We start from the raw sequence: 24,713 nt of genomic DNA, 5'->3' as shown, positions 1-24,713 counted from the left end.
AATTTTTCAATTGTACATTCATACAAAAACACGGCTCATGAATCATGGCCGTGTTATATTTTACTTAAGCTAGTTAGCTAGTTCTCTTAGTTAATATTTACATACCTTTTATTTGCTTTAATTCCTTTATCTCTTTTAGAATACTAAAAATATAGAAACTAAATAGAACTATACCTAAAAAAGATAAAACAAAGAAACCAGACGTAAGTTTTTCGCCTCTAACAGCTAGTACTCCAAGGGAAAAAATACCGATAGCCATTATGGAAATTATGAGGATAAACCACAAGTAAATCATATAAAACTTATAAAGATAGCAAAAGGACTTATTTTTTTGTTTAGGCTTATCCTTCCATTCTAAATAAAAGAAATAAGGTATAAAAATAATTAAAATAAATAGAAATTCCATTTCTATCATAACCTCTCATCTTATTCCCCTTAATCAAATACATAATTTATAGCATATTAAAACTTTTTATTTAGGCAAACTAATAACAAAAACTAAATGTAAAATCATTCGTGAATCAATTCCTCAATTTCCTTTATCCCTTCAAACTCTCCAACACTTTCGAAAAGTTCTATAGCTCGTTTGAAATGTCTATTGGATAATTCCGTATCTTCCAAAGCTAAATAGATTTCACCTAACCCTCTATAGCTACAAGCTTGAGAAATCACATCATCAGTTTCTAAAGATTGTTCCAGTGATAGATTCATGAATGTAAGAGCTTCATCAAGGTTGTTTAATTTAAATCTCACATAGCCTTGTTCGTAGTTATTCACAGCTTTCTTTAGATTATCATTTGGAAAATGCTCTTCAATTATCTTCTCTTCATCTTTAATGAGTTTTAAAGCCTTATGGAAATTCCCCTGTTCCCTGTAGATCATCGCTAATTGATGTAATCCAATATGTTCATTTTCTTTATCTTCATTTAGTTGAGCTAATAAAATGTATTTCTCAAAAATATGTGCACATGAAACATAGTCTTTTTCTGCTAACAATAAATATCCCATCAGATTTAAAAGGCTAAAATCTGTACAGGCATCAATAGAAAAATCTTGTTCAACCAATTTTTTTGCTTCTGATATTTTTCCTTCCAGAAAAAAGTTCCAAGCTGTATCAATTTCAGAGACCATCTATTTCCCCCTTCAACTATAAACAACCTTCATTAAATAAAATCACTCTCAAAGAAGATGCTAAACACTACTTTTATAGATTTAATCCACTAGGCTAAAGTATAGTAAAAAGCCCAAATAACTACTATTTGGGCAAAATGTTACTTAGTTTCTTTTTAAATGAGCAATGAGTAACTTAATAAGATAAGCTAGAACTACAAGTGATAATAGAAAGAAAATAGAATAAATAAAATAGATTTGCATATCTGCCACCTCCTAAATAAAAGAGATAAGCCATCTTTTCCTCAATATCATTGTACTCCCGTTTGAAAGCGGTGTCAAGTGGTATGATAAATAGTACTAGCACCTATTGTGAATTTAAAACCTATAAAAAGCAAAATAAATCAATCTGTTTCATTTTGAAATCCTTTAACTCTTGTAAAATATATCCTATTTTAGAAGAGGTACGTAAGAAGTTATCAATTTAGATAATATCAAAGCAAGAGAGAAATATAATTAGTAAACATAAATACAATTTTTTTACATTTTTTATTATACTTTTATTAGTAAAATTGATAAAATCTTAATTAACAAAAATTATGGTTTATCTAATATTCCAATTACCTTACAACACAGGTTGATTGAATAGGATTAGATAACCGAAGCATTGTTGAAACGAATGGAGGGGGCTAATATTAAGAATTTAATAAGTGATCAAATGTCTAATAGACAAATTATCAAAGACTTTATTAGTAGTTTTATTAGTTCTTTAAGTGGAAAAGCTTTTAATTTTGCTTTAGGATTAATGTTACTGGACCAAACAAAATCGGCAATGAGTTTTGGAATCAATATGATCATCTATCCTTTAGTTAGTTTGATTTTCTTGCTTCCAATCGGTAATTTAGTAGACAGATACCGTCATAAAAAGATCTTAATTTATAATTTTATCTTTAGGCTTATAATCTTTCTTCTGTTTTATGCTTTTTATTTTTTAACGAATACATCTACTATCTTATATTTAGTAATTCCGTTTGTCATATTCCACTCTATTACAGTCAACATCAATGATACTTGTTATTCAGCCTCTATCCACGAGTTAGTAAATGATACAAAAATTCAACGATTAAGCTCTGTTACACAAACCGCTATTGCTATCGCAACCATGCTTTCCCCAGCTATTGGAGTCATTCTTTATAATTGGTTAGGCTTCTCAGGCTTTATTCTTATAGAAATCATTGCAAATATCCTTTCTTTAGGTGTCTTACTTACCATGAAATTCTTTTATGAACATGAAGAGCAAGAAGCTAAGATTAAACAGAATGAAAAGCATCAACAGGGGGTCAAAGAAATTATCCGATTTTTAAAAGAAAATCAGATTGTCAAATATATTATTCTTGTTAGTGTTGTACTGAATTTTTTCTATACTTCCATTAGCATTGGAGTACCATTTGTAGTCAAAGAGCAACTCTTATTAGACAATGCAACAGTAGGTATCCTAGAAACTATGTCTGCGGTTGGAATGTTATTAGCCAGTGTGTCAATGTCGCTACTGCCAGACAAAAAAGAAAATAACACACTTCTCTCTAATAGAATTCGCATTCCACTTTTTCTTCTAACCATCGCTATCGTTGGTTTGGGTATTACATTTGCAACTACTAACACCCAAGTGATTATTTCTTCCGTTGGCGGTTTATTTATGGGAATTATCGCATTCACACTTGTTATTCTAAATATTGTCGTCATGACCTATCTTCAAAGTAGTATTGAAACAAATTATTTAGGAAGAGTAATGAGTACTTTGTTCACACTGAATACGTCTATCATGCCGATAGGTACCATTATATTTACTTATCTATTTCAAAAGGACATAAACGGAGGTCTGATATTCATATTTGGAGGTGTTTCTCTCCTGATCTATACCGTGATAATGTTACCTCGAATATATAGAATACTCCAAAAAGAACACATTTATTGACATTGAAACAAAAGCAGTACTAAAACGTAAAACGAAAAAGACAAGGATAAAACACCTTGTCTTTTTTTAAATACTAACAATGGGACTTTTTTCATAATTTAGCACCTTTTTAGTAACCTGTTCAAGATACGGATGTATAGTCCAGATAAAGACAATACAAATTAGATTACGTCTATCTATTTACTTACCTTTTATTTGCTTTAATTCCTTTATCTCTTTTAGAATACTAAAAATATATAAACTAAATAGAATTACACCTAAGGAAAGTCTCGAAAGAGGAATTTCTATTCAATTAGAAAATCCCTCTTCGTCATAAATTTATGTCCCCTGCCGGAATCGAACCAGCAACTACTCCTTAGGAGGGAGTTGTTATATCCATTGAACTAAGGGGACCCTATAAAAAAAGAAGCGAGATCACTCCCGCCTCCTTGTTCGTCTTAACGACGGATTTCTTTAATACGAGCTGCTTTACCTTGCAATGCACGAAGGTAGTACAATTTCGCACGACGTACTTTACCGTAACGTACAACTTCAATCTTTTCTACACGTGGAGTGTGTACTGGGAATGTACGTTCAACACCGACACCGTTAGAGATTTTACGAACAGTGTACATTTCAGTGTGTCCTTGACCTTTACGAGCGATAACAACGCCTTCAAAGATCTGGATACGTTCACGAGATCCTTCGACAACTTTCGCGTGTACACGAACAGTGTCACCAGGACGGAATGCAGGGATATCAGTACGAAGTTGACCTTCAGTCAAGCTTTGGATTAATGGATTCATTTTATTCTCCTATCTTCGTCAATCTTGAGGGACCTCCCTCAGCGGATAAACTGTATTTTTGTGCTTCCATTACGCACAGAAACTATCATATCAGATATCTTCAGGTTTGTAAAGCTCTTTTCTCTACTTTTTCGCAACTTTTTGACCGGAATAAATACTCCACTCTTTTGGCAGGCAATAGGCGATGGCGCAAGCAATGACAAAGAAAGGAAGATTGGCATAGCCAAAGACTTCTCCTCCGATCAAGATCGGTGCGAGCAAGGTCGTCGTCGCACTGCCAAAGACACTGGCATATCCGATAGCGGCCACGACTAAGACTGGTAAGCCCAGCATTGGAGCAAGGAAGACGCCAAGTGTAGCTCCGATCGCAAAGAGCGGGGTCACTTCTCCTCCTTGGTATCCAGCTGAGATGGTCACCACGGTAAAGAGGAGCTTCAAGATCCAGTCATAACTATGGGCACTCCCCTGATGAAAAGCTACATCAATCAGATTGGTTCCAAGTCCACTATAAGTGCCGACCTTGGTCAGCTGGAGGGTCAAGAGGACCAAGCTGAGTCCAGCCCCTATAAGGGCTATCCGGGTATAAGGATTAGGCAAGACTTGAGCGACTGTTTTCTTCAACCAGGAAAGGCTAACTGCAAAGAGTTTCCCAGCAAGGCCAAAAGCCAGGCCAAGAAAGGCAACTTTGATCAAGGTCTCTGGTGTCCAGCTCAGTGTTTCTCTTAGTGGCACAGCAAATTTCTCTAAGCCAAGGGCATGAGAGGTAAAGCTAGCCACGATTGAGGCGATAAGGGCAGGATAGAGGGCCATCAACTGCAACTCCCCAACCGTCAGGACCTCAAGAGCAAAGAAGGTTGCTGCGAGCGGCGTCTGAAAGAGCCCCGCAAAACCGGCTGCCATCCCAGTCATGAGAAAGATACGCGAAGCATCTGGGATCTTGATATGACGGGCAAAACGGTGCGAAAGGGTCGCTCCGATCTGGACCGCTACACCTTCCCGACCGACCGAACCACCAAAGAGATGGCTCATCCAGGTCGTCAGCATGATCAAAGGCACCAAGACCAAGGGGATTTTCTCCTCACGCGCGTGTCCAACATCAAAGATGAGGCCCATCCCTTTTGAAGCCTTGCCACCAAAACGTTTATAAAGATAAACGATGACAAGACCCGCTATGGCTAGAAAAAGAATCAAGGGCCAATGCTGACTTCGGAAATCTCCAATCAGAAGAAGACCTTGACCAAAAATCATGTCAATGGCACCAACCAAGAGTCCAATGAAAAGAGCCATACCTGTTAGGACCACATACTGTTGTGCTTTTTGCTTGATCGATAGACTAGTCACGCACCCTCACCTCCTCTTGGTAATCTCTCGAGCGCTTCATCATATCTTGAAACTGAGCTTGAATAGTCGCACGATACTGCTCATCCGTCACGAGAGAGCCGACTTTCTCAAGCACTTCTCTCTCCCTTCCTTGATCGAGCACTGGCAAGCCCTGCTGCTCCTTATATTCTACAATCTGACCGACACAGACCATCCGTCTTTCCAGCAAGGCTACAAGCTCTTGATCGATCTGGTCAATGTCCTTACGAATCTGATCTAAATCCATGTGTCTCCTCTTTATTTTGGATATAAATCGAGGCTGTAATCCATCGATCTAGCCTCTTTGTCATTAATTTGCTTTTGCTACAAGTTCTTCTGCAAAGGCTTCTAATTTTTCAATGTCTTCGTCTTCTGCAGACAAATCAACTTTGACACACTCAGAACCTTTTTCAGCACCAGTCGCAGCGAAGCAACGGTCGAAATCATCAACTGCTTTACAGAATTCATCGTAGAAGGTATCACCTGATCCTACAACACCGTAAAGTTTGCCTTTGAGATCAAGGCCAGCCAAATCTTCGTAGAAATCTTGGATCTCATCTGGAAGCTCTCCATCACCGTATGTATAAGTCGCTACCACTGCGATATCTGCTTCAAGAAAGTCCTCCGCATCCACAGTTGTACACTCATCCACATCTACTTCGACACCAAGATCACGGAATTTGTCCGCTACGATATCAGCGATTTCTTCAGTATTTCCAGTCATACTAGCAAAAACAATCTTCGCTACAGTCATAATTTCCTCCCAAAAGCTATTTCCCGTATTATACCACTTTTTCAAGCATTTTGCACGAAACCTTTCCCGATAAGGTGAAAGAAGGGATACGTTTCAAGAATTTGGACCGATTCAACCTAATCGCCCTCATTTTCCATTTGAATTTCTTTAATCGTTCAATTATTATCCGTTTTTCTTCTCCAACTCGTACTCCTCTTCAATATCTTTAATACGCTGGATTTCTTCATCTAGTTTTTTATTAAATTCAGATTCAGTCTTATATGGATATGAAAAACGGCTCCAGGTATACCACTTCACCCCATCTTTCCCTTTAAAATACCATTCAAGTTTGATCGGTAAATAATCTTGATTATAGGTGATCCGAACTTTGGAAAATTGGTCAGTTTTATCTAAAACTCTAGCCTCAAATGCAGGTGTCTTTTCCTCTTTTACTAGTGATTTAGTGATTAGTGATTTCGGATCTCGCTCAATGATATAGTTTGATTTCTCGATCTCATCTTTTGAAACCTTTAAATTCAGAATTGCGGAAGTAATATTTCGATATAAGTCTCTATGGTACCTATCGGATGGTTTTTCGTCCAAATAACTGCCATATTTTTTCCCATTTTTTACTACTACTTGAGTTATACTATAAGAATTATTGCTCCTCAAATCATAGCCATTCTCAAAATTAAATCGATAAGAATTTTCATATTCCGCACTATCCACAACAATAAACCGCTGTTGTTCTAATATCGATTTTGAATTATCTTGAATCTTGCCTCTGCGGAATGCTATGAAAACACCAGCAACAACTACTAGAGACAAAGCAACTAGAAAGACTTTCGAACTGAATCGTCTCTTTTTAATTTCTTTCATCATATTCATCCATTCTACCAAAATATTGAACTAATGTAAAACCGCTTCCATAGCTCCTAATTAGTGATAAATGCTTGCTGGATGGGCCTTTCTTATGTTAAAATTGACAGAGAAAATGAGGTAATGTATGAACGTAATGAATGAAATTCTTGAAAAGATTCAAGCTTATGACACGATTATTATCCACCGTCATCAAAATCCAGATCCGGATGCGATTGGTAGCCAGGTGGGCTTGCGGGATCTCCTGCGTGCGCACTTCCCTCAAAAGCGGGTCTTGGCAACTGGCTATGATGAACCGACCTTGACTTGGCTTGCTGAAATGGATGATGTTAAGGATGAAGATTTTGAGGGAGCTTTGGTGATTGTTTGTGATACGGCCAATACTCCCCGCATCGATGACAAGCGCTATACGTCTGGTGATTTCCTAATCAAGATCGACCACCATCCAAATGACGATGCATATGGCGATCTGCTCTGGGTTGATACAGACTCAAGCTCTACCAGTGAGCTGATTGCACTTTTTGCTAAGGAATTGGATCTCGAACTCCCGGTTAGTGCTGCGCGTCTCCTCTATGCAGGGATTGTCGGCGATACGGGTCGCTTCCTTTATCCTGCCACTTCGACTCGGACCTTTGAGATCGCTGCAACTCTTCGAAGCATTCCCTTTGATTTTACTGCCCTTGCTCGTCAGATGGATACGATCAATCTCAAGACGGCTAAGCTTCAAGGCTACGTCTATGACCATCTAGAGATCGATGAATATGGCGCTGCGCGTGTGACCTTGACACAAGAGCTCTTGAAAAAATTCGATCTACGTGATTCCGAGACTGCTGCCATTGTTGGGGCTCCTGGACGCATCGATACCGTGTCTGTTTGGGCTATTTTTGTCGAGCAGGTCGACGGTCACTTCCGTGTCCGGATGCGTAGCAAACGAAAAGTGATCAACGAAATTGCCAAACGACATAATGGTGGTGGCCATCCACTAGCTAGTGGAGCTAACTCCTACTCCCTCGAAGAAAATGACCAAATTTACCGAGAGCTACAAGAAGTGGCACGCACAAACGAAGGCTGAGAACGGTTTCTCAGCCTTTTTATCTTGGTCATGGGGTTTTCATTTGATATTTCTTATGGTAAAATAAAGCTAATAAATTTTAAGGAGACTTATTATGGAAAAAAATCGTTTGTTTATCATTATCTCTGCTGCGGTAGCGATTCTTAGCTCTTTCTTGCCATGGGCAAGCCTTAATGCTGGTGCCTTTGGTTCATACAGCTGGAATGGCCTTCGCGGAGATGGATGGTTCGTTATTATCTTCGCAGTCGTTGCGATTGTCCTTGCTTGCTTGAACGATGTGAAATCTTCACTACCAAAAGGTTTTGCAATTGGTGTTATCGTATCAGGGGCTCTCTCAACTATCGTAACATTGATCGATCTATTTGGTGTAAACAAATATGCTGTTGACTTCAATGGTTATGGCGTTTCAATTGGCTTTGGTTTGATCCTTGCTTTAATCGCATCAATCGCTATTGTTGTAACTGGTCTCTTGGCGATGTCAGGTGGTAAAATCACTAAAGGAACCTTCGAAGAACTTGCTGAATCTGGTAAAGGATTTGCCCAATCTGTTGGACGCGTGACAACTTCTACTGTAAAAACTGCTGTAAATGAAATCAAAAAAGAATCACACGAACACACTGAAGGAAAAGTTGATCAACCAGTAGAAGCACCAAAAGATCCTAATCAATCTGAACAATAATAAGATTAGAATCACCTTGGCTTAGCCAGGGTGATTTTTTTGATCATTAATTTAAATAAAATTAGTGAAAATACTTGTCAAGATCCTGGAAATTTGGTAAACTAGCTTAGTAACAATCTATGGCTCGGAAAGAGACCATGGCAGAAAGGAAATATTGCAAAATGAAAAAAGATATCCATCCAGAATATCGCCCTGTTGTCTTCATGGACACTACTACTGGTTACAAGTTCCTCAGCGGTTCAACTAAGTACTCTAGCGAAACAGTTGAATTCGAAGGTGAAACTTACCCATTGATCCGTGTTGAAATTTCATCAGACTCACACCCATTCTACACTGGACGTCAAAAGTTCACTCAAGCAGATGGACGTGTGGATCGTTTCAACAAAAAATACGGTCTCAAATAAGAACCAACACAGAACCACTTCCCTTTCGGGAGTGGTTTTTTTTGAGTTCTTCCCCTCATGTGTTACAATAGAAAAATGCAATACAAAACAGAAACATTGGGGACTTATCTCGATTTAAAACCCTACCACCATTATACCTCCATTCCTCTTATTCGTTTTGAGAGGGATTTATCAGATACGTTCATTCTCTGCTTTAAAAGGGAGATGCAGATCCATGTGATTGATCTAGAGCAGGATTCTGGTCAGAGTCTTTTTTTCACATGCCAGTCTCATAGAGCGTCAGGAGCTCTTTGATGGCATTGCTGCGGTTCCTCTAGAATCTCTGAGTACTCTCTATATTTTGGCTTTTCCTCGAGATCTTTACGAATTTTCTGCAGAAGCACGGTTAAAGAATATTGTTGCTCTCTATCAGGCGCACGAAGAAGTCCTCCATTTTTTAAAAAAAACACGAAATATTGGAGACCAAGTGACAGCTTATGAACTAGAGTAGAAAGCTACAGCCAAAAACATGGTAGACCTTGACCTGTTTCGTTATACGAGTCGTTCTGAGGTGGAAGACCCAAGTTCTTTAGCAGTTGTCTCCAGTAAAGACTATGACTTCATTCCAGATTTTCATCCCTTCTTATCTAGTAAGCGAGGCGGCAAGGTCTTAAGCATCCCAGCTGACTATCTGGACCCTAAAACTGGGCAAAGGGCTAGCCTTGAAATCATGGGCTGGTACTTGCGAGATCAACAGCTAAAACTTCGATGGAAACCTAAACACACGCGCAACAGACGCTGGCGTTCTTCGCAACTCTCTATCGACATTGTCAGCAAGCACTACTTCTTTCAGGGGGAAATTTACAAAGGGGCCAGTGCTCCTGTCTTTCTAGATCAGTTGGAATTTAAGGTCCCACAAGGATACCAATCTGACCTAGAAAAAGCCTACCAAGAGTTTCTAAGTATGGTAGAGGAACGAAAACGCAAAGCCCTTCTTCGAAAGGTGGCACTTGGAAAGTAAAAAGGCTACGGGTCCCCTAGCCTTTTTCTGCTATTCTTCATTTTCTCTGATTTTCTTGATGATGCTTCCCATTTGAACGCCACCATCTTTATAGTTTCTATAATAACGGCCAGCTCCATCTCCAACATAGCTGATCGGTGAGAAAGTATCACTCTTGAAGGTACCATCTTCGTCAATCAAGTCTTCTTCTACTTCACGACGTGTTACACGAGCAATAATATTGGTCAATGCTCCACATTCTACAAATTCAACAACTTGGCATTCAATGGAAACTGGACAAGCCGTTACCATTGGAGCGTCTACAGTTTCCCCAATTGTATAGTCTAGACCTGTAAGAGCAAACTTGTCCTTGCGGCTATTGAAACCAGCAATTTCAACTTCTGTTAAGAGCTCCTCTGTAGGGATATTCACGGTGAACGATCCGTGTTTTTTAATTTCTGTGACGGCATTCCCTTTGGTTCTCATAGCGACCACCATCATACTACCGAGAGTATAGGCTGAACTAGAGGTAGAAATATTATAGCCATGCGCATCATCCTTGTATCCTAAGAAAAATACAGGAAATCCAAAATATAATTTACGTGTTTCAAATGTTTGTTTCACACTTTTCTCCTTTTTATTGCTTCTTGTTCCGGAACATCAGTTAGCTTCCGCTACGTCCTGAATTTCACGGGTAAATTGGCCATTTTCTAAGATCAGGATGCGATCACAAATGGCCTGGCACAATTGCTCATCGTGGGCGATGAAGATAAAGGTATTCTGATACTTACCATGAATCTTATAAAGCAATTGTAAAATCTGAACCTGGTTTTTGGGATCCAAACCACTAAGAGATTCATCAAAAATAATGATATCTGGGTTTAGGAGCAAGGTTCTGGCAATGCAAACTCTTTGTAACTGGCCACCACTTAATTCTCTTGCTCTTTTTTCTAGTACTTCTAATGGTAGACCTACCTCTTTTAAAACAGTGTCGACCTGGTCCATCGGAAAATCTTTGGGAAGAGCTTCTAGTAAGATTTCTCTCACAGTAAATCGTGGATTGACTGCGTGAAAGGAATCTTGGAAAACGACCAAGATGCGGACGCCGTCCTCTTTGATGGAATAGGTCTTGCCATCTAAGAGAACTTGTCCTTGACTTGGCTTTTCAATTCCTAAGATAACACGTGCCAGGGTGGACTTGCCACTCCCACTTTCTCCCATAATTCCAACAATTTCACCTTTTTTGATGGATAGATTGCAATGGTCTAATACAGTTTTACCTTGATAGTTGACCGTAATATCTTTACATTCCAGCATTATTTCTGATCACCTGCTTCAAATCTTGTTCTAAGAATAATTCCTTGGTATAACTTTCTTTTGGAGCTGTCAATAGATCCTCGGTTTTTCCAAATTCAACGACTTTTCCCTTCTCCAAGACCAACATATTGCCCCCGAGTTCCCTCGCCAAATAATAGTCATGGGTAACGGTAATAACCGTCTTATGCTGAGCCAGTAAGTCTTTGATCAAGCTTAGGATCATCTCACGGTTCACACGATCGACCGCTGAGGTTGGTTCGTCCAGTATAATCGTTTCTGGATCTAGACATAAGATAATGCTTAACATAATCCGTTGGAGCATGCCTCCACTTAGTTCAAAGGAGTATTGCTGGAGAACCGATTCTGGATTTGCGATCCGAACCTTTTCTAGAACCTCAAGAGCTTTCTTGCGGCATTCACTTTTGGAAAAAGTTGAGTAACTTTTTATGGTCTCATAGAAATGCGTCCAAATCGTTTGAAAGGGATTAAACATGGACATAGGATTTTGAACCAAATAGGCGATCTTCTGCCCTCTAAAGGCGTTCCATTCTTTGTCTGAGAAAGAATCTAGATGGAGATCCCCATAATGAATCGATCCGGTCTGTTTCATGTTCCGAGGGATAATCCCTATTAAAGCCTTGGTCAGTAGCGTTTTTCCAGATCCACTTTCTCCCACCACTAGCAGGGATTGGCCTAAGGGATGGATGAAAGAAACTCGATCCAGACGAACCTCCTCCTGATCGACAAGAGAAAGATCTTTAATGATGAATGATTCCATTCTTCTCTCCTTTCTCTTCGATATATTCACCAAATAGGTTAAAGGAAATGACGGTTAAAAAGATAGCTAAGCCTGGTGCAATCATCATCCAAGGTGCCACTCGGAAGTAGGCCCGCGCATCATGCAACATTAAGCCCCACTCCGAAACATTTGGTTGGACTCCAATTCCTAAGAAAGAAAAACCAGAAATCATCAGAATGATATTCCCGATGTTCATCAGAAGAATCACCAGTACGGGTTTGTAGATAAAGGGCAAAATATGGCTTTTGAGGATATGAAACGACCCCATACCCATGATCTGGGAACTAATGACATAGGGCTCTTGTTTGGTAGAAATGACCAAATTTGTCACAATCCTTGCATAGTAGATCCATTCGATAATGACAATGGCAATGATCATATTGCTCATTCCTTGTCCCAAGATTCCAACGGTAGCTAGGGAGAGAAGAAAACTTGGAAAGGCCATCAAGACATTGGTCAGCCAAAGAAAGGCACCTTCTATTTTTCCTTGATACCAACCTACAACCAAACCTACGATAAAGCCGGTCACTACTTCTAAGACACTAATTGCGACAGCTAAGAATAAGGAATAGCGTGCACCATATAAGAGTCTCGAAAAAACATCTCTTCCCAATTGGTCTGTCCCTAAAAGATGTTGGGAACTTGGACTTAGGAGTTTATTAGAAACATCTACATACTGGGGATCATAAGGTGCTATAAAGGAGGCAAACAAAGCAAGGAAAACTAAGAGACCTAATATGAAAATGGAAAACATAACACTTTTTTTCATGATCTATTACCTCTCTTCCTTACTCGTGGGTCAATCCAGTTATTAACAGCTTGCGTCATGCCATTGTTTAATAAGAATAACAGGCCAAATAACATCATACATCCCTGAATTAAGGGAGTATCAATCGATCGAATAGCCTCAACAAACAAACTGCCTAATCCATTCCAAGAAAATACTTCCTCAACAATCAAGGAACCGGTCATTAAATAAACAAATGTCAGACTTAATCCAGTCGCAATAGCTGGTAAGGCATTTCTAAGAATATGGTTGGGTAATAGATAACGAAGTTTAACCCCTCTCATACGCGCATTTTCAACGTGTGGACTTTCTAACTGGCTAGATACAGCCTTGCGCACCAAGGCAATATATTGACCAATCAGTGAAAAGCTTAAGGTGATACTCGGTAAGACGATGCTGAGAGGTTCATTTTTCCCTGATACAGGTAACCAGCCTAATTTCACAGAAAAAATAAAAATCAACATGTAACCGAGCCAAAAGGCAGGCATGGATACCGAGCTAAAGCCAATGAAACGCATGCATTTGTCAAAGAAGGAATTGGTCTTCAAGCCACTGATAACCCCAATGGGAATAGAAACGACAATGATAAGAATAAAGGAAGTCAGTCCTAAATAAAAAGTGGATAGAAAACGACTAGTAATTAAGCTGACAACTGATTCCTTTAGTAAATATGACGTTCCAAAATCCAAGTGAAGGACCTTTACAAACCATGAGAGATATTGTTCGATCCAGGATTTATCCAATCCTAAATAGGTCCTAGCATTTTCAAGAGCTGCTGGTGTGATCGGCATATGCTGGATACGAAGATAATTCTCTGCTGGATCATGCGATGTAAATTTTGTGAGTATAAAGGTGATAATAGAGATAACAAGTAAACCACTTATAAAACTAATAATCTTTTTAACAATAGCTTTCATATCATATAAAACTTAGATTCTAAAACAATGTGATCCGCTTTAAAAGATACACATTCATCCTTTAAAGCGGAGTTCCATATCAAAATAAAAGGATTGTCACTTTGATAGAGGTCACATTGTCTACTTCATTCAAGACCTTGTCCTTATTTGTTCACTTTTTCAATATAGCGAAGTGGAAGAGCATTTTCTTCCGGAGCAAAACGAACGTTTTTCAACTCCCCTGTACGATAAACGGAGATCACTGATTGATAAGTCAATGGGATGTATACTGCTTCCTCATGAAGCAAGGTCAAGGCTTTCTTATAACCTGCATCCACTTTTTCTTCGTCAGCTTCTGTTAAGGTTTGTTTGATGGTTTCATCCAATTCTTTCTTGATTGGAAGTGCTTCAAGGGAAACATTTTCAGGATGACCATGTGCAGACTCGGCAGTCAATGCTGTCATCCATGCGTGAGGATCCCATGGGGCTCCCCAAGAGAAAGTGAGCATCATATCAAAGTTTCCTGTTTTCGCATTGGCCCAATAATCGTCTTCTTCCATGGCTGTCAATTTGACTTCGACACCAATTTTCTTCAATTCTCCTTGGAAATACTCTGCAAGATCTTTATCCGTTGCTTTTGTAGAGATGTAAGGCAAATTCAATTCCATCTTCTTACCATCCTTGGTACGGATTCCATCAGATCCCTTCTTCCAACCAGCAACATCCAACATTTTTTCTGCTTCTTTATCATCAAATTTATATGGTGTTAAGCCAGCATCTGAGTGAGGTGTCGATTTAGAGAAGATGGTATCGGCAGGAGTTTCTGCCCCCATGAACAATTTCTCTGCGATTTCTTTTTTGTTAATGGCGTGATTAATAGCTTTACGAACATTCTTATCTTTAAAGACATCTTGTTTAGCATTCAAGAGCAACAAACGAGTAGACATTGGTTGTGAAACATCCGTTGTATATTTCTTATCCTTTTTATACTGAGCGAAGGTATTTAAACCAATGACACCATTTCCATACAACAAATCTACTTTACCAGATTCAAATTCTAAAGCCCGTGTTTGAGGGTCCGGAATAATCTTGATGGTAACTTCTTTTAGTTTTGGTTTTTCCCCCCAGTAGTTTTCGTTACGCGCAAAGGTGATGTATTCGTTAGATTTCTTTTCTTTAACCACCCATTGACCGGTACCGATAGATGATTTGATTTTATTCTTAGTTGTATCATCACCATCTGGGAAGCTGGCATCTGCTAAGAAACGAATTGGACGAATCATAGAAAGATCGTAAAGAGTGGCACTGTATGGTTCTTTGAGGGTAATTTCAAAAGTGTGATCATCGACAACTTTGTAACTATCCAAAACATTGGTAAAGTTAAACCATTCATGGTTTCCTTTGTTTTCTTTTGAGAAGATCGTATCGAAATTCCGCTTCACATTAGCCGCATTAAAATCAGATCCATCTGAGAATTTGGCTTTTCTCAAGTTGAAGGTATAGGTTTTCCCATCTTCACTAACCTTCCAACTCTCTGCTAAGGCAGGCTCAATTTTCCCATTGTCTCCGTAACGGACGAGCCCTTCATAAACTAAATCTTGAATAATAAATTGATCTGGATTATATACGTGGGGATTGACATCTCCAAAGTCTTCTCCCCAGGCTAGGGTAATCTTATCTTTTTCAGCACTGTTATCTGAAGACTTACCGTTTTGCTGGCAGGCAGCTAAACACAAAACTGCTAAACTAGTAACAGCTAATTTCCAAAATTTTTTCATTATAAAAACCTCATGATTGATAATTTTGATTTACGCTAGTTTGTAATGCTTCTCCAAATTTTGTAAACAATAAAATGATCACAATTAAAAAGATGCAAGGAAAGGCAACAATCCAGGGAGCTTCCTGAATATAGATACGACCATCGTTCATCATGGCTCCCCACTCTGGAGACGGAGCTTGCGCACCTAGTCCAACAAAGCTGAGGCCAGCAATCTCCATGATGATCGTCGAAACATTAAAAGTCATGGTAGTGATAATTTGTGGAAATAAACTAGGAACATAGTAATTTTTGATGGTGTTCCAAAAGTTATTTCCGTACATTTTTGCTGACTGAACATAGAATTCATTTTTTAAACGCAAGGTCAGCGACCGCGTGATGTAGGCAAATTTGGTCCAAGCTGTTAAGCCAATGGCTATGATCGTTTGTTGCAAGCCCACACCTAAAAGGCTCACAATAGCAATTACTAAAACAATGGACGGCAAGGATTGAAAAACAGTCATGACCAAGAAAACAGCCCGATCGAACTTTCTCCCTATCAAAGCACTGGCCATTCCAATAAAGGAACCAACTAGTGTGACAAAGAGAAGAATCCCAACTGCAGGTACAATAGTTTGTACGCCACCACTTAGGGTTCGAGCGAATACTGACCGGCCCACGGCATCTGTACCAAACCATTCCTCACTATTAGGCGCTTGCAGAGCATTTCCTAAATGAACCTTGGTGATGTTATCTCCAAAAAATAAGGGAGAGAGACAAGAAATCATTAGGACCAAGAGAATACAGCCCGCGAAGAGATAGAGGTTTCGCTTTCTAACTTTTTCCATAGCTTACCCCCCATATCTTTTAGGGCTGGCCTGTCTTTTTAAAAAAAGGGATTGGTTTTGTTGCGAAAGACGAGCCTTAGGGTTTAGCAAAGTAATCAAGGCCTGGGTGGTGAAATTGACGATCACCACTCCAAGTGTAATCACTAACACAGCACCTTGTACCAGAGGATAATCCCGATTGACGACAACCGCAATCAGCATTTTTCCGATTCCTGGCCAAGAGAATAAATACTCTATAATAGCAACACCTCCTAACAGAGAACCAAGTGACAAACTCACCAAGGTCAATATAAACGGAAGCGTATTATACAAGACATCCTTCAAAAGAATGCGACCTTCTGATATGCCACGTCCTCTTGCCCCTTCTACTGCTGGCGACTGGAGCTCATCTATGATAGCTGTTCTTAATTGAGGAATATAGCGTGTAGACATGGTTAGCGCTATGGTACAAATCGGTAGAATTAAGCCAAATTCATTTGCGGTTGATTGAATAGGAAACCAGCGAAGCTTAACCGAAAAGACAAGCATCAATAGAATTCCAATGACAAAACTTGGAATGGCATTTAAAAATGCGCAAACACTCATTAGGAATTGATCCAGTCGAATACCGATGTGATAGGCTGAAAAAATCGAGAGAGGAAGTGAGATGGCAAGAGTCACCAGCAAAATATGAAGCGCGAGATAGAGTGTATTTGGGAAATAAAAGGCCAATTGATCCCAAACTGGACCTCCTGAACGATAGCTGATCCCAAAATTTCCGTGGAGAATATTTCCTAACCACCTTAGATATTGAAGAATAAAACTATCATGTAAGCCCATTTCAGCTCGTTTTAGCTCCAGTAGCTCTTTAGTATAGGGAACTCCTTGTGCATTCAGAATACTCTCTGCAGGATCCCCTTTCGCTAGATAGACGAGCAAAAAGGAAAGAAAACTGACACAGAGCACAATCAATATCATTTGAAACAGTAATTTAATGAAATATCTTGTCATGGCTCCCTTCCTTCTTCCTGATAAGGTTTCATCAACAGTTTGGTGTAGTCCGACTGAGGATTTCGCAAAACGTCTGACATCACCCCATTCTCTTGAATTTTTCCATCTTTTAGTACCATGATTTCATCACAAAATTGGCTGACCAGCGCAATATCGTGTGAAATAAAGAGAAAAGATGTTTGGGAGCTATTCTGAATCTCTTCTAAGAGTTCCATCACTCCCTCTTGGACGGTCACGTCTAAGGCACTGGTGATCTCATCACAAATTAATAAGTCAGGTTGGACCAAGAGAGCCCTGGCAATGGCCATCCGTTGACATTCTCCACCACTTAATTGGTGGGGAAATTGCTGGGCCAGGACAGGATCCAAGCCAACCCTTTCCAGGAGTTGGTGAATCTTCTCTTCCATCTCCTTCTTAGTCTTACAAATCTTAAAATTCTGGCAAACCTCTTCTAAACTTGCTTGTAAGGTCCTTTTGGGATGAAAGGCTTCTTGAGGCTGTTGAGAGATGTACTGGACCTTTTTGTAAAACTCAAGGTCAGTAAAACTTGTCAGCGATTGCCCCAGAAACTGAATCCTTCCCTCTTGCACATCCAGGAGTCGACTCAGAATTTTGGCAATGGTACTTTTACCCGAACCAGATTCTCCGACCAAACCAAGCCGATGACCCTTATTTAGAGTAAAGGACACATCAAAAACACCAGCCTGATGATGAAGTGGATCTTGATAATGATGAGTGAGATCTTTACATTCGAGTAAATAGGTCATTTGGTGGCTCCTGCTACAATTTTAATTTTGGAATAGCCCTTAATAGTTTTTGGGTGTAGGAATGTTGCGGATTTTGGAAAATGTGATCGCGACTGCCTTCTTCCACAATTTTTCCTTCCTTCATAACCAGGACTCTATCCGCTAATTCCTTAGCCACACTCATATCATGGGTGACAAATAAAAGGGTTAAGTGATCTGTTAGGCGCAACTTTTTCAGAGTTTCAATTAAAGATTCCTTAGAGAGTACATCTAGGGCACTGGTTGGTTCATCTGCCAAGAGAAATTTTGGATGACTCGCTAAGGCTAAAGCAATCGCTACTCGTTGCATCATTCCCCCACTGAGCTCAAGAGGATATTTTGATGGGATTTGTAGTTGATCTAAGCCAACCATCTGGAGACAATCTTCCAATGATCTCATCTCATCTACTCGTGATTGATGACTCTTGACGAGATCCTCGTAATGGTGCTTAATTTTACGGTTGTTGTTAAAGGCTAGACTAGACTGCTGGGAAATCCAGGCCACTTCCGTCCCCACAAAGGAATAAGAAACTCGTTTCTTTTGTGGGTTAATAGGCTGATCCCTATAAGAAATACTTCCTTCGGTAAAGACTAAGTCATTCAAGGGAAGCCCTAAAAGTAATTTTAAAATCGTTGTTTTGCCACTTCCACTTTCTCCGACGATTCCGACTGCTTCACCTGCCGAAACGGTTAGAGAAAGTTGATCTAAAATAACCTTTGACGGGGAAGTAACCGTAACATTCGTCAATTGCAACATGGTTTTAATCCTTCGATAATTTGTTGGTTACATGATAATAATCAGTTGGATGTGATTCTAAATGAGAAATGGATTTATTCATCACGATGGCAACTTTATAAAATCCAATGATCGTGTATCCATGATCCTTATCCATGAGAGCTTGAATATCTTTACTTAATTGGACCCGTTTTTTATGATCGGTTTCAGTCGCTAACGCTTCAATTTTCTTATCTGCTTCCGCGTTGCTATAATGACCAATATTTCCTACTCCATCTGTTTTGACAGCTGAGTTAAAGTAAGCATATGGATCGCCAATCGGAGCAGCCACTACGGCATATGGTGTGAAGGCATAATTTTTCTCCGTTGCGACGGCGTTTACTTCAACCTTACGAATCTTCGCTTCAATACCAACCTCTTTTAATTGTTGTTGAGAAGCTTCAATTGCTAACGGCATTTCTGGTAAACGAGTAAAGGAGAGCAATTCAATCGTGACTTTCTTCCCATCTTTTTCACGGTAGCCATCCCCATTAGTATCTTTATAGCCCGCTTCATCTAACAATTTCTTTGCTTTTTCTACATTGAACTCATGAACACTTTTGTCCAAAGCAAAATCAGAGCTAGAAGGGAGAGGTCCTGTGGCTGGAACAGCAGCTCCTTTAAAGAGGGATTCTGTATAAGTTTTCTTGTCGACCAAAGTATCCAAAGCTTGACGGAACTGATCATCAGCTATATAAGGATCTTCAAAGTTGTAGACATAGCTTAAGTAACGGCCACCTTCTTTTTCAGAAATTTTATAATGCCTGTCTTTTTTAAAGCTTGCTAAATTAGCATATGGGAGCCCATAAACAGCATCAACTTCTTTGGATTGTAGGGCAGCAGAAATCGCTGTTGGATCAGAGAAATATTTAATCTTGACCTGTGCAACCTTGGCTTTACCACCCCAATAATTTGAATAGGCCTCTAATGTAGCGCCTGTTTCTGGCGTATAGGTCTTGATTAAAAATGGTCCTGTTCCTACTGGAGCTTTATCTGATGCAGATTTTCCATCCACATCTACAATGACTGAGTATGGTTCAGCCAATAGATTTTTCATAATAGGCTGTTCTGATTTTGTTTTGATAGTTACGGTTTGACCTTTAGAATGGATACTCTCTATTCCAAGATCAGCAGCCGCACGCTTACTCTTTTCAATCAATCGTTTCAAAGAGGATTCAACCTTCGCACCCGTCATTTTTTCTCCATTTTGGAAAGTAACATCATTGCGAAGGGTAATTTTCCACTCCAATTGTGAGGTTTGTTCCATTTTTTCAGCTAGCCATGGTTCTGGTTCTAATTGATCATTCATTTTGAATAAAGTTTCTCCCACCCCATAACGAATGGTGAACCAACCATTATACTCGTCTGCCGGATCGATATTGATTGGAAATTGGGTATAACCAATCGTCACCGTTTGAGCATTCTTAGCTTCTTCTGGTGATGATGGTTGATTAGTTTTTGCACAACCTAAAAGGGCTAGACTTAATAAAGTAGCACCAAAAATTGATTTCCATTTTTTCATTTGTGTTTATATCCTGTTAATATATTTTAATTTTCAAAAAAGTAAACAGAAGTAATTTATTATACTACATTCTATACTAGGTTTTTATCTTAATCTGCTTTTGTTTGAAAGTCTTCTTTGATCAGCGTTTCTTCCCAAGAACCATTGTCATCTAGTAATAAAACAGTTCCTTGAGGGATATCAACCGACCAAAAATCAGCATCTTCATCCACTAAATATTGATAAATCAGACGTAAAACACCTAGATGCCCAACAATCGCAATTTCTGCATCCGCTGATTCACGAATCTCTTTGACGACTGAATGGACTCGATCTTTAAACTTTTGAAAAGGTTCTGCCTTAGATGGAGTAACATCAAAAGGGCTTTCCAGCCATTCCTCCCAAACTAAGGGAAAGGCTGCTTGTATTTCATTAGCTGTCCTACCCTCCCATAAGCCAAAATCTCTTTCATTCAAGGCTTTATAAGCTGTGGGAATCTGATCTGGAAAAATGATGGCAGCTGTTTCTTGGGTTCTTTTAAGCTGACTAGTATAGATCCGAGAAATGGCTCTTCCTTTCATCAGCTGATGAATCCTACTGGCTTGCTCTTTTCCTGTCTCATTGATAGAGACATCCGCTTTGCCATAGAAAAAACGTTTTTTATTAAAATCAGTTTCTCCATGGCGAATCAGGTACCACTTTCTTACTGTCATATAATCATTCCTATCAAAAACATTATCTGAGCTACTTCTACAGACGCACCTAAGGTATCTCCTGTCTCGCCATCAATCTTTTGATAAACGAACCAGCGAAAGGCAAGAGTCCCTAGAATGACCAAACTATAAGCAAGGAGCCCTTTTAACCAAAAACCTCCAATAAGGACAGCCAGTGGGACAATCTGAGCTAAAAGGATCGAACTAGTTTTTGTTCCAGAAAAGAAATTTCCAGAGCCACCTGATTCGCGTGCATAGCGCATCTTGTAAAGCTGCATGGTCAAACCAACCTTCCCAATCATCGATAAAGAAGCTACAATAAGCCACTTAGGTTGAGGAAGATAAGGTCCCATCGCGATCATAAGGCCGTAATAGAAAATCAAAGCCAAGACACCATTGCTTCCAATACGACTGTCTTTCATAATTTCCAACATTCGGTCCTTAGAACGTGAAGAGAACAATCCGTCTGCTGTATCAGCAAGGCCATCCAAATGAAAGCCTCCAGTGAGAAGCACATCAAAGAACAAGGTCAAAATCCAAGCAATGTTCTCAGGAAGCACCAAAGAAGTTAAAACAAAAAATAAGGAGGAAATGAGACCTAGTAGGAGACCAAAAAGCGTTAAAATTGGAACTCCTTTTCGAACATAGGAGAGATCAACCGCTTTGGGAATCACAATCCTACTAAAAAATTGTGTATAGATAATGAGTGCTGAAATCATTTTAACTGCTGTGCTAGCCCACAAATAACTAAGTAGACTTCACTTGCCTCCTTTGCAATTAATTGATTGACCCTACCTTGAAGATCTCTAAAGTATCGTCCAAGACGAGTGTCTGGAACGATGCCAAGACCCACTTCATTAGTGACAATCCAAAAAGTAGCTTCGCGCCCCTTCATGGCAGAAAGTATCTGAGACCACTCGGCTTCGATGGCTTCCAAAATACGAGCTTGTTCTGCTTTACTTAAAAACTGCTCGTCCGATAAGAAACCTTTCTCCGGATACCACTCGTTGACAAGATCAAATAGTCGATTGGTGGTTAACATGGTGGCACAATCTAATAAGTAGTCGCTATGGTTGTCTTGATCAATCCAGCTAGCTAAGTCTCGGTATTGCTCGAGCGTATCCCAGCTTTTTGGTCGTCTTTGTTGATGGAGCTTGACCCGTTCCTGCCACTCTGGATCTTCTTTCATGACGAGGCCTGTTGCAATGTAACAAACTCCCTCTTTCTGCAAGAGTGTTGATTCAGCAAAGGTGGATTTACCACTACGAGCACCACCCGTTACTAAAACAATCTTCCCCATATTTTTCCTCTCATTACAACTGGCTAAATGCTTTGTCAAAAGCAGCTAAAGTACGATCTAGATCTTCGTAAGAATGAGCACTCGATAAGAAGTTGCTTTCATACTGTGATGGGGCAATGTAAACCCCTTCTTGCAAAAGTAAACCATGTGCCTTAGCAAAAAGCTGATGATCTGCTTTTTTGGAATCCTCAAAATTCAGTACGGGTTTTTCTGAGAAGAAAAATCCAAACATGGTTCCAACAGAAACCACTTGAAGAGCTACCCCATGTTTTTCTGCTAAATTGCGGATACCCTGACAGAGATAAGCAGTCTTTTCGACCGTTTGATCAAAAACTTCCTTTGTCAATAGGTGTAAGTTTTCATAACCAGCTGCCATGGCGATCGGATTCCCTGATAAGGTTCCAGCTTGATAAATATCTCCTAAAGGAGCAATTTGGTTCATGTATTGTGCCTTACCACCAAAAGCGGCCACTGGGAAACCACCTCCGATGACTTTCCCCAGACAGATCAAATCAGGGTCAACTTTATACAAGCCTACTGCCCCTTGATAATGTGCACGAAAACCAGTCATGACTTCATCAATAATGAAGAGAGAACCAGCTTCTGTTGTTAGACGGCGAATCTCCTCGATGAATTCTTTATGTCCTGGAATCAAGCCCATGTTTCCTGCAATGGCTTCTACAATGACACAAGCGATTTCATGACCATGCTCTTCAAAACAAGTTCGCAATGTATCTAAATCATTATAAGGAAGGGCAATCGTCTCACGCGCCACCTCAGGTATGACACCCGCTGAATCTGCGATTCCAAAGCTTGCTACACCTGAGCCAGCTTGAACCAAGAAAGAATCACTATGACCATGGTAGCAACCAATAAATTTTACTACTTTTGATCGTTTAGTAATCCCACGTGCTAAACGAATTGCACTCATAGTTGCCTCTGTCCCAGAATTGACCATTCGAATTCTTTCTACAAAGGGTAGACGTTCTTTAATAAGTTTTCCTAGTTTGATTTCACGTGGGCTAGGTGCACCGTAACTGGTTCCTTCCCATAGAGCATCTTGTACTTTTTCAAGAACATCTTTAGGAGCATGTCCTAAAATCATTGGTCCCCACGAAAGAACATAGTCTATAAATTCATTGCCGTCTACATCATATAAATAAGGTCCCTGAGCATGGTCAATGAAGATTGGATTGCCACCAACTGCTTTAAAAGCTCGTACTGGGCTATTAACACCACCTGGAAAAATAGACTCTGCTTCTTTGAAGTAATCATTTGATTGTGTTCGTTTCATGTTTCATCCTAGCCTTTCAAATATCCTGCTACATCTTTTGCAAAATAGGTAATAATCAAATCCGCTCCTGCTCGCTTCATCCCTATGAGGCTTTCCATAACCACTGCACGCTCGTCAATCCAACCCTGAGCAGAAGCAGCTTTAATCATACTGTATTCACCACTAACATTATATGCTACTAGTGGGAGAGCGCTTTGATTTCGTAAATCTCTTAAGACATCTAAAAAGGCAAGAGCTGGTTTGACCATTAAGAAATCTGCTCCTTCTTCTTCATCGCTTTGAGCTTCCCGAAGAGCTTCTAAACGGTTTGCTGGATCCATTTGGTATGTCTTTCTGTCACCAAAGGCAGGAGCACTTTCGCCGGCATCACGAAATGGTCCATAAAAACTAGAGGCAAATTTAACCGAATAAGACATAATCGGTACCATACCAAAGCCAGACTTGTCTAAGCCTTCTCGAATCACTGCAACGAATCCATCCATTGCATTAGATGGTGCAATAATGTCTGCACCTGCTTCCGCTTGACTAATGGCTACTTGGACTAAACGTTCCAAAGAAAGGTCGTTCACCACTGTTTCACCATCTAGAATTCCACAATGTCCATGACTTGTAAATTCGCATAGACAGGTATCTGCTATGAGAATTAAATCTGGATAGTGTTGCTTGATCAAGCGAAGGGCTTTTTGAACAATTCCATCCGGATTAGAAGCTTCTGAACCAACTTCATCTTTAAGAGCTGGAATTCCAAAGATTATAAAAGATTTAATCCCGAGTTGTACACAGGATTCGACTTCTTCCAGAAGATCTGCTAAGGAAAATTGATAGACTCCTGGCATGGAAGCCACTTCTTCTTTTTGCTCTAGATTCTCCTTTACAAAGAGGGGTTGAATAAAGTCATTGACACTGAGAGTCGTTTCTCTTACTAAATCTCTCATTAGAGAATTCTTTCTTAATCTACGATGTCTTTTAAAATTCAT

Annotated in this window: 28 protein-coding genes and 1 tRNA gene; 5 read left to right on the top strand and 24 right to left on the bottom strand. The window is 39.6% G+C overall.

Annotated elements, in window-relative coordinates:
- Positions 1–97: 97 nt before the first annotated feature.
- Together GMC92_RS10795 and GMC92_RS01770 are read right to left on the bottom strand one after the other, a co-directional pair.
- A complete protein-coding gene (locus GMC92_RS10795; RefSeq protein WP_238676518.1) occupies positions 98–415 on the bottom strand; it encodes a hypothetical protein in 318 nt (105 codons plus the stop codon).
- A 95-nt stretch (positions 416–510) separates the two neighbouring features.
- A complete protein-coding gene (locus GMC92_RS01770) occupies positions 511–1,131 on the bottom strand; it encodes a tetratricopeptide repeat protein (RefSeq protein ID WP_155199540.1) in 621 nt (206 codons plus the stop codon).
- Between the two features lie 697 nt (positions 1,132–1,828).
- Here GMC92_RS01770 and GMC92_RS01765 point away from each other — a divergent pair.
- Complete coding sequence (locus tag GMC92_RS01765) at positions 1,829–3,085, top strand: MFS transporter (protein ID WP_155125315.1); 1,257 nt, start codon at positions 1,829–1,831, stop codon at positions 3,083–3,085.
- Positions 3,086–3,406: 321 nt separating this feature from the next.
- Here GMC92_RS01765 and GMC92_RS01760 read toward each other — a convergent pair.
- From GMC92_RS01760 to GMC92_RS01735, 6 genes are all read right to left on the bottom strand, one after another.
- A tRNA-Arg gene (locus GMC92_RS01760) sits at positions 3,407–3,478 on the bottom strand.
- Positions 3,479–3,522: 44 nt separating this feature from the next.
- Complete coding sequence (gene rplS, locus GMC92_RS01755) at positions 3,523–3,870, bottom strand: 50S ribosomal protein L19 (protein ID WP_003003254.1); 348 nt, start codon at positions 3,868–3,870, stop codon at positions 3,523–3,525.
- Positions 3,871–3,993: 123 nt separating this feature from the next.
- Positions 3,994–5,157, bottom strand: a complete 1,164-nt coding sequence (locus GMC92_RS01750) for a chloride channel protein (RefSeq protein WP_155199819.1) — start codon at positions 5,155–5,157, stop codon at positions 3,994–3,996.
- 46 nt (positions 5,158–5,203) lie between these two features.
- Complete coding sequence (locus GMC92_RS01745) at positions 5,204–5,476, bottom strand: chorismate mutase (protein WP_049523030.1); 273 nt, start codon at positions 5,474–5,476, stop codon at positions 5,204–5,206.
- Between the two features lie 63 nt (positions 5,477–5,539).
- The gene (locus GMC92_RS01740) at positions 5,540–5,983 is read right to left on the bottom strand and encodes a flavodoxin (protein ID WP_009730912.1); all 444 of its coding nucleotides are present in this window, start codon (positions 5,981–5,983) and stop codon (positions 5,540–5,542) included.
- A 162-nt stretch (positions 5,984–6,145) separates the two neighbouring features.
- Complete coding sequence (locus GMC92_RS01735; RefSeq protein ID WP_241672870.1) at positions 6,146–6,841, bottom strand: hypothetical protein; 696 nt, start codon at positions 6,839–6,841, stop codon at positions 6,146–6,148.
- 127 nt (positions 6,842–6,968) lie between these two features.
- Between GMC92_RS01735 and GMC92_RS01730 the strand changes: the two genes are divergently transcribed.
- From GMC92_RS01730 to GMC92_RS10790, 4 genes are all read left to right on the top strand, one after another.
- On the top strand, positions 6,969–7,913 hold the full coding sequence (locus tag GMC92_RS01730) for a DHH family phosphoesterase (protein ID WP_155199538.1): 945 nt from the start codon (positions 6,969–6,971) through the stop codon (positions 7,911–7,913).
- A 94-nt stretch (positions 7,914–8,007) separates the two neighbouring features.
- A complete protein-coding gene (locus tag GMC92_RS01725) occupies positions 8,008–8,592 on the top strand; it encodes a lantibiotic ABC transporter permease (RefSeq protein ID WP_155199537.1) in 585 nt (194 codons plus the stop codon).
- A gap of 161 nt (positions 8,593–8,753) precedes the next feature.
- A complete protein-coding gene (locus GMC92_RS01720) occupies positions 8,754–8,996 on the top strand; it encodes a type B 50S ribosomal protein L31 (protein ID WP_003016441.1) in 243 nt (80 codons plus the stop codon).
- Between the two features lie 508 nt (positions 8,997–9,504).
- Positions 9,505–9,996 carry a hypothetical protein gene (locus GMC92_RS10790; RefSeq protein WP_241672869.1) on the top strand — a complete coding sequence of 164 codons (492 nt, stop codon included), beginning with the start codon at positions 9,505–9,507 and terminating at the stop codon, positions 9,994–9,996.
- 30 nt (positions 9,997–10,026) lie between these two features.
- On the opposite strand, the gene GMC92_RS01710 is transcribed toward GMC92_RS10790, so the two are convergent.
- The 16 genes from GMC92_RS01710 to hemB all read right to left on the bottom strand — a co-directional run bounded on the left by GMC92_RS01710 (position 10,027) and on the right by hemB (position 24,713).
- Positions 10,027–10,599 (bottom strand): flavin reductase family protein, encoded by a 573-nt coding sequence (locus GMC92_RS01710; RefSeq protein WP_287294049.1) that lies wholly within the window; start codon positions 10,597–10,599, stop codon positions 10,027–10,029.
- A gap of 36 nt (positions 10,600–10,635) precedes the next feature.
- Entirely contained in the window at positions 10,636–11,292 is a 657-nt protein-coding gene (locus GMC92_RS01705) for an ABC transporter ATP-binding protein (RefSeq protein WP_155199536.1), read from the bottom strand.
- Entirely contained in the window at positions 11,279–12,070 is a 792-nt protein-coding gene (locus tag GMC92_RS01700) for an ATP-binding cassette domain-containing protein (RefSeq protein ID WP_155199535.1), read from the bottom strand. The genes GMC92_RS01705 and GMC92_RS01700 overlap by 14 nt, the downstream gene beginning before the upstream one ends.
- Entirely contained in the window at positions 12,051–12,860 is an 810-nt protein-coding gene (locus tag GMC92_RS01695) for an ABC transporter permease (RefSeq protein WP_155199534.1), read from the bottom strand. The genes GMC92_RS01700 and GMC92_RS01695 overlap by 20 nt, the downstream gene beginning before the upstream one ends.
- Complete coding sequence (locus GMC92_RS01690) at positions 12,857–13,795, bottom strand: ABC transporter permease (protein WP_155199533.1); 939 nt, start codon at positions 13,793–13,795, stop codon at positions 12,857–12,859. The genes GMC92_RS01695 and GMC92_RS01690 overlap by 4 nt, the downstream gene beginning before the upstream one ends.
- Before the next feature lie 143 nt (positions 13,796–13,938).
- Entirely contained in the window at positions 13,939–15,552 is a 1,614-nt protein-coding gene (gene nikA, locus GMC92_RS01685; RefSeq protein ID WP_155199532.1) for a nickel ABC transporter substrate-binding protein, read from the bottom strand.
- Positions 15,553–15,562: 10 nt separating this feature from the next.
- On the bottom strand, positions 15,563–16,378 hold the full coding sequence (locus GMC92_RS01680; RefSeq protein ID WP_155199531.1) for an ABC transporter permease: 816 nt from the start codon (positions 16,376–16,378) through the stop codon (positions 15,563–15,565).
- A 3-nt stretch (positions 16,379–16,381) separates the two neighbouring features.
- Entirely contained in the window at positions 16,382–17,368 is a 987-nt protein-coding gene (locus GMC92_RS01675; RefSeq protein ID WP_155199530.1) for an ABC transporter permease, read from the bottom strand.
- A complete protein-coding gene (locus tag GMC92_RS01670; RefSeq protein WP_003006989.1) occupies positions 17,365–18,135 on the bottom strand; it encodes an ABC transporter ATP-binding protein in 771 nt (256 codons plus the stop codon). The genes GMC92_RS01675 and GMC92_RS01670 overlap by 4 nt, the downstream gene beginning before the upstream one ends.
- 13 nt (positions 18,136–18,148) lie before the next feature.
- A complete protein-coding gene (locus GMC92_RS01665; protein WP_155199529.1) occupies positions 18,149–18,910 on the bottom strand; it encodes an ATP-binding cassette domain-containing protein in 762 nt (253 codons plus the stop codon).
- 4 nt (positions 18,911–18,914) lie between these two features.
- Complete coding sequence (locus GMC92_RS01660; RefSeq protein ID WP_155199528.1) at positions 18,915–20,450, bottom strand: ABC transporter substrate-binding protein; 1,536 nt, start codon at positions 20,448–20,450, stop codon at positions 18,915–18,917.
- Between the two features lie 89 nt (positions 20,451–20,539).
- Positions 20,540–21,142 carry a histidine phosphatase family protein gene (locus GMC92_RS01655; protein WP_155199527.1) on the bottom strand — a complete coding sequence of 201 codons (603 nt, stop codon included), beginning with the start codon at positions 21,140–21,142 and terminating at the stop codon, positions 20,540–20,542.
- Positions 21,139–21,861, bottom strand: coding sequence for an adenosylcobinamide-GDP ribazoletransferase (gene cobS / locus GMC92_RS01650; protein ID WP_155199526.1), 723 nt, complete (start codon positions 21,859–21,861; stop codon positions 21,139–21,141). Before cobS ends, GMC92_RS01655 begins: the two co-directional genes overlap by 4 nt.
- Positions 21,858–22,442, bottom strand: coding sequence for a bifunctional adenosylcobinamide kinase/adenosylcobinamide-phosphate guanylyltransferase (cobU, locus tag GMC92_RS01645; protein WP_155199525.1), 585 nt, complete (start codon positions 22,440–22,442; stop codon positions 21,858–21,860). Before cobU ends, cobS begins: the two co-directional genes overlap by 4 nt.
- A gap of 13 nt (positions 22,443–22,455) precedes the next feature.
- Positions 22,456–23,736 (bottom strand): glutamate-1-semialdehyde 2,1-aminomutase, encoded by a 1,281-nt coding sequence (gene hemL / locus GMC92_RS01640; protein ID WP_155199524.1) that lies wholly within the window; start codon positions 23,734–23,736, stop codon positions 22,456–22,458.
- Positions 23,737–23,744: 8 nt separating this feature from the next.
- Positions 23,745–24,713, bottom strand: a complete 969-nt coding sequence (hemB, locus tag GMC92_RS01635) for a porphobilinogen synthase (RefSeq protein ID WP_155199523.1) — start codon at positions 24,711–24,713, stop codon at positions 23,745–23,747.

This window comes from Streptococcus parasanguinis (assembly GCF_009717775.1).
GTDB classification, from domain to species: Bacteria; Bacillota; Bacilli; order Lactobacillales; family Streptococcaceae; genus Streptococcus; species Streptococcus parasanguinis_AG.
The sequence above is the reverse complement of the archived record's forward strand: the minus strand, read 5'-3'. Positions and strand labels throughout refer to the sequence as shown.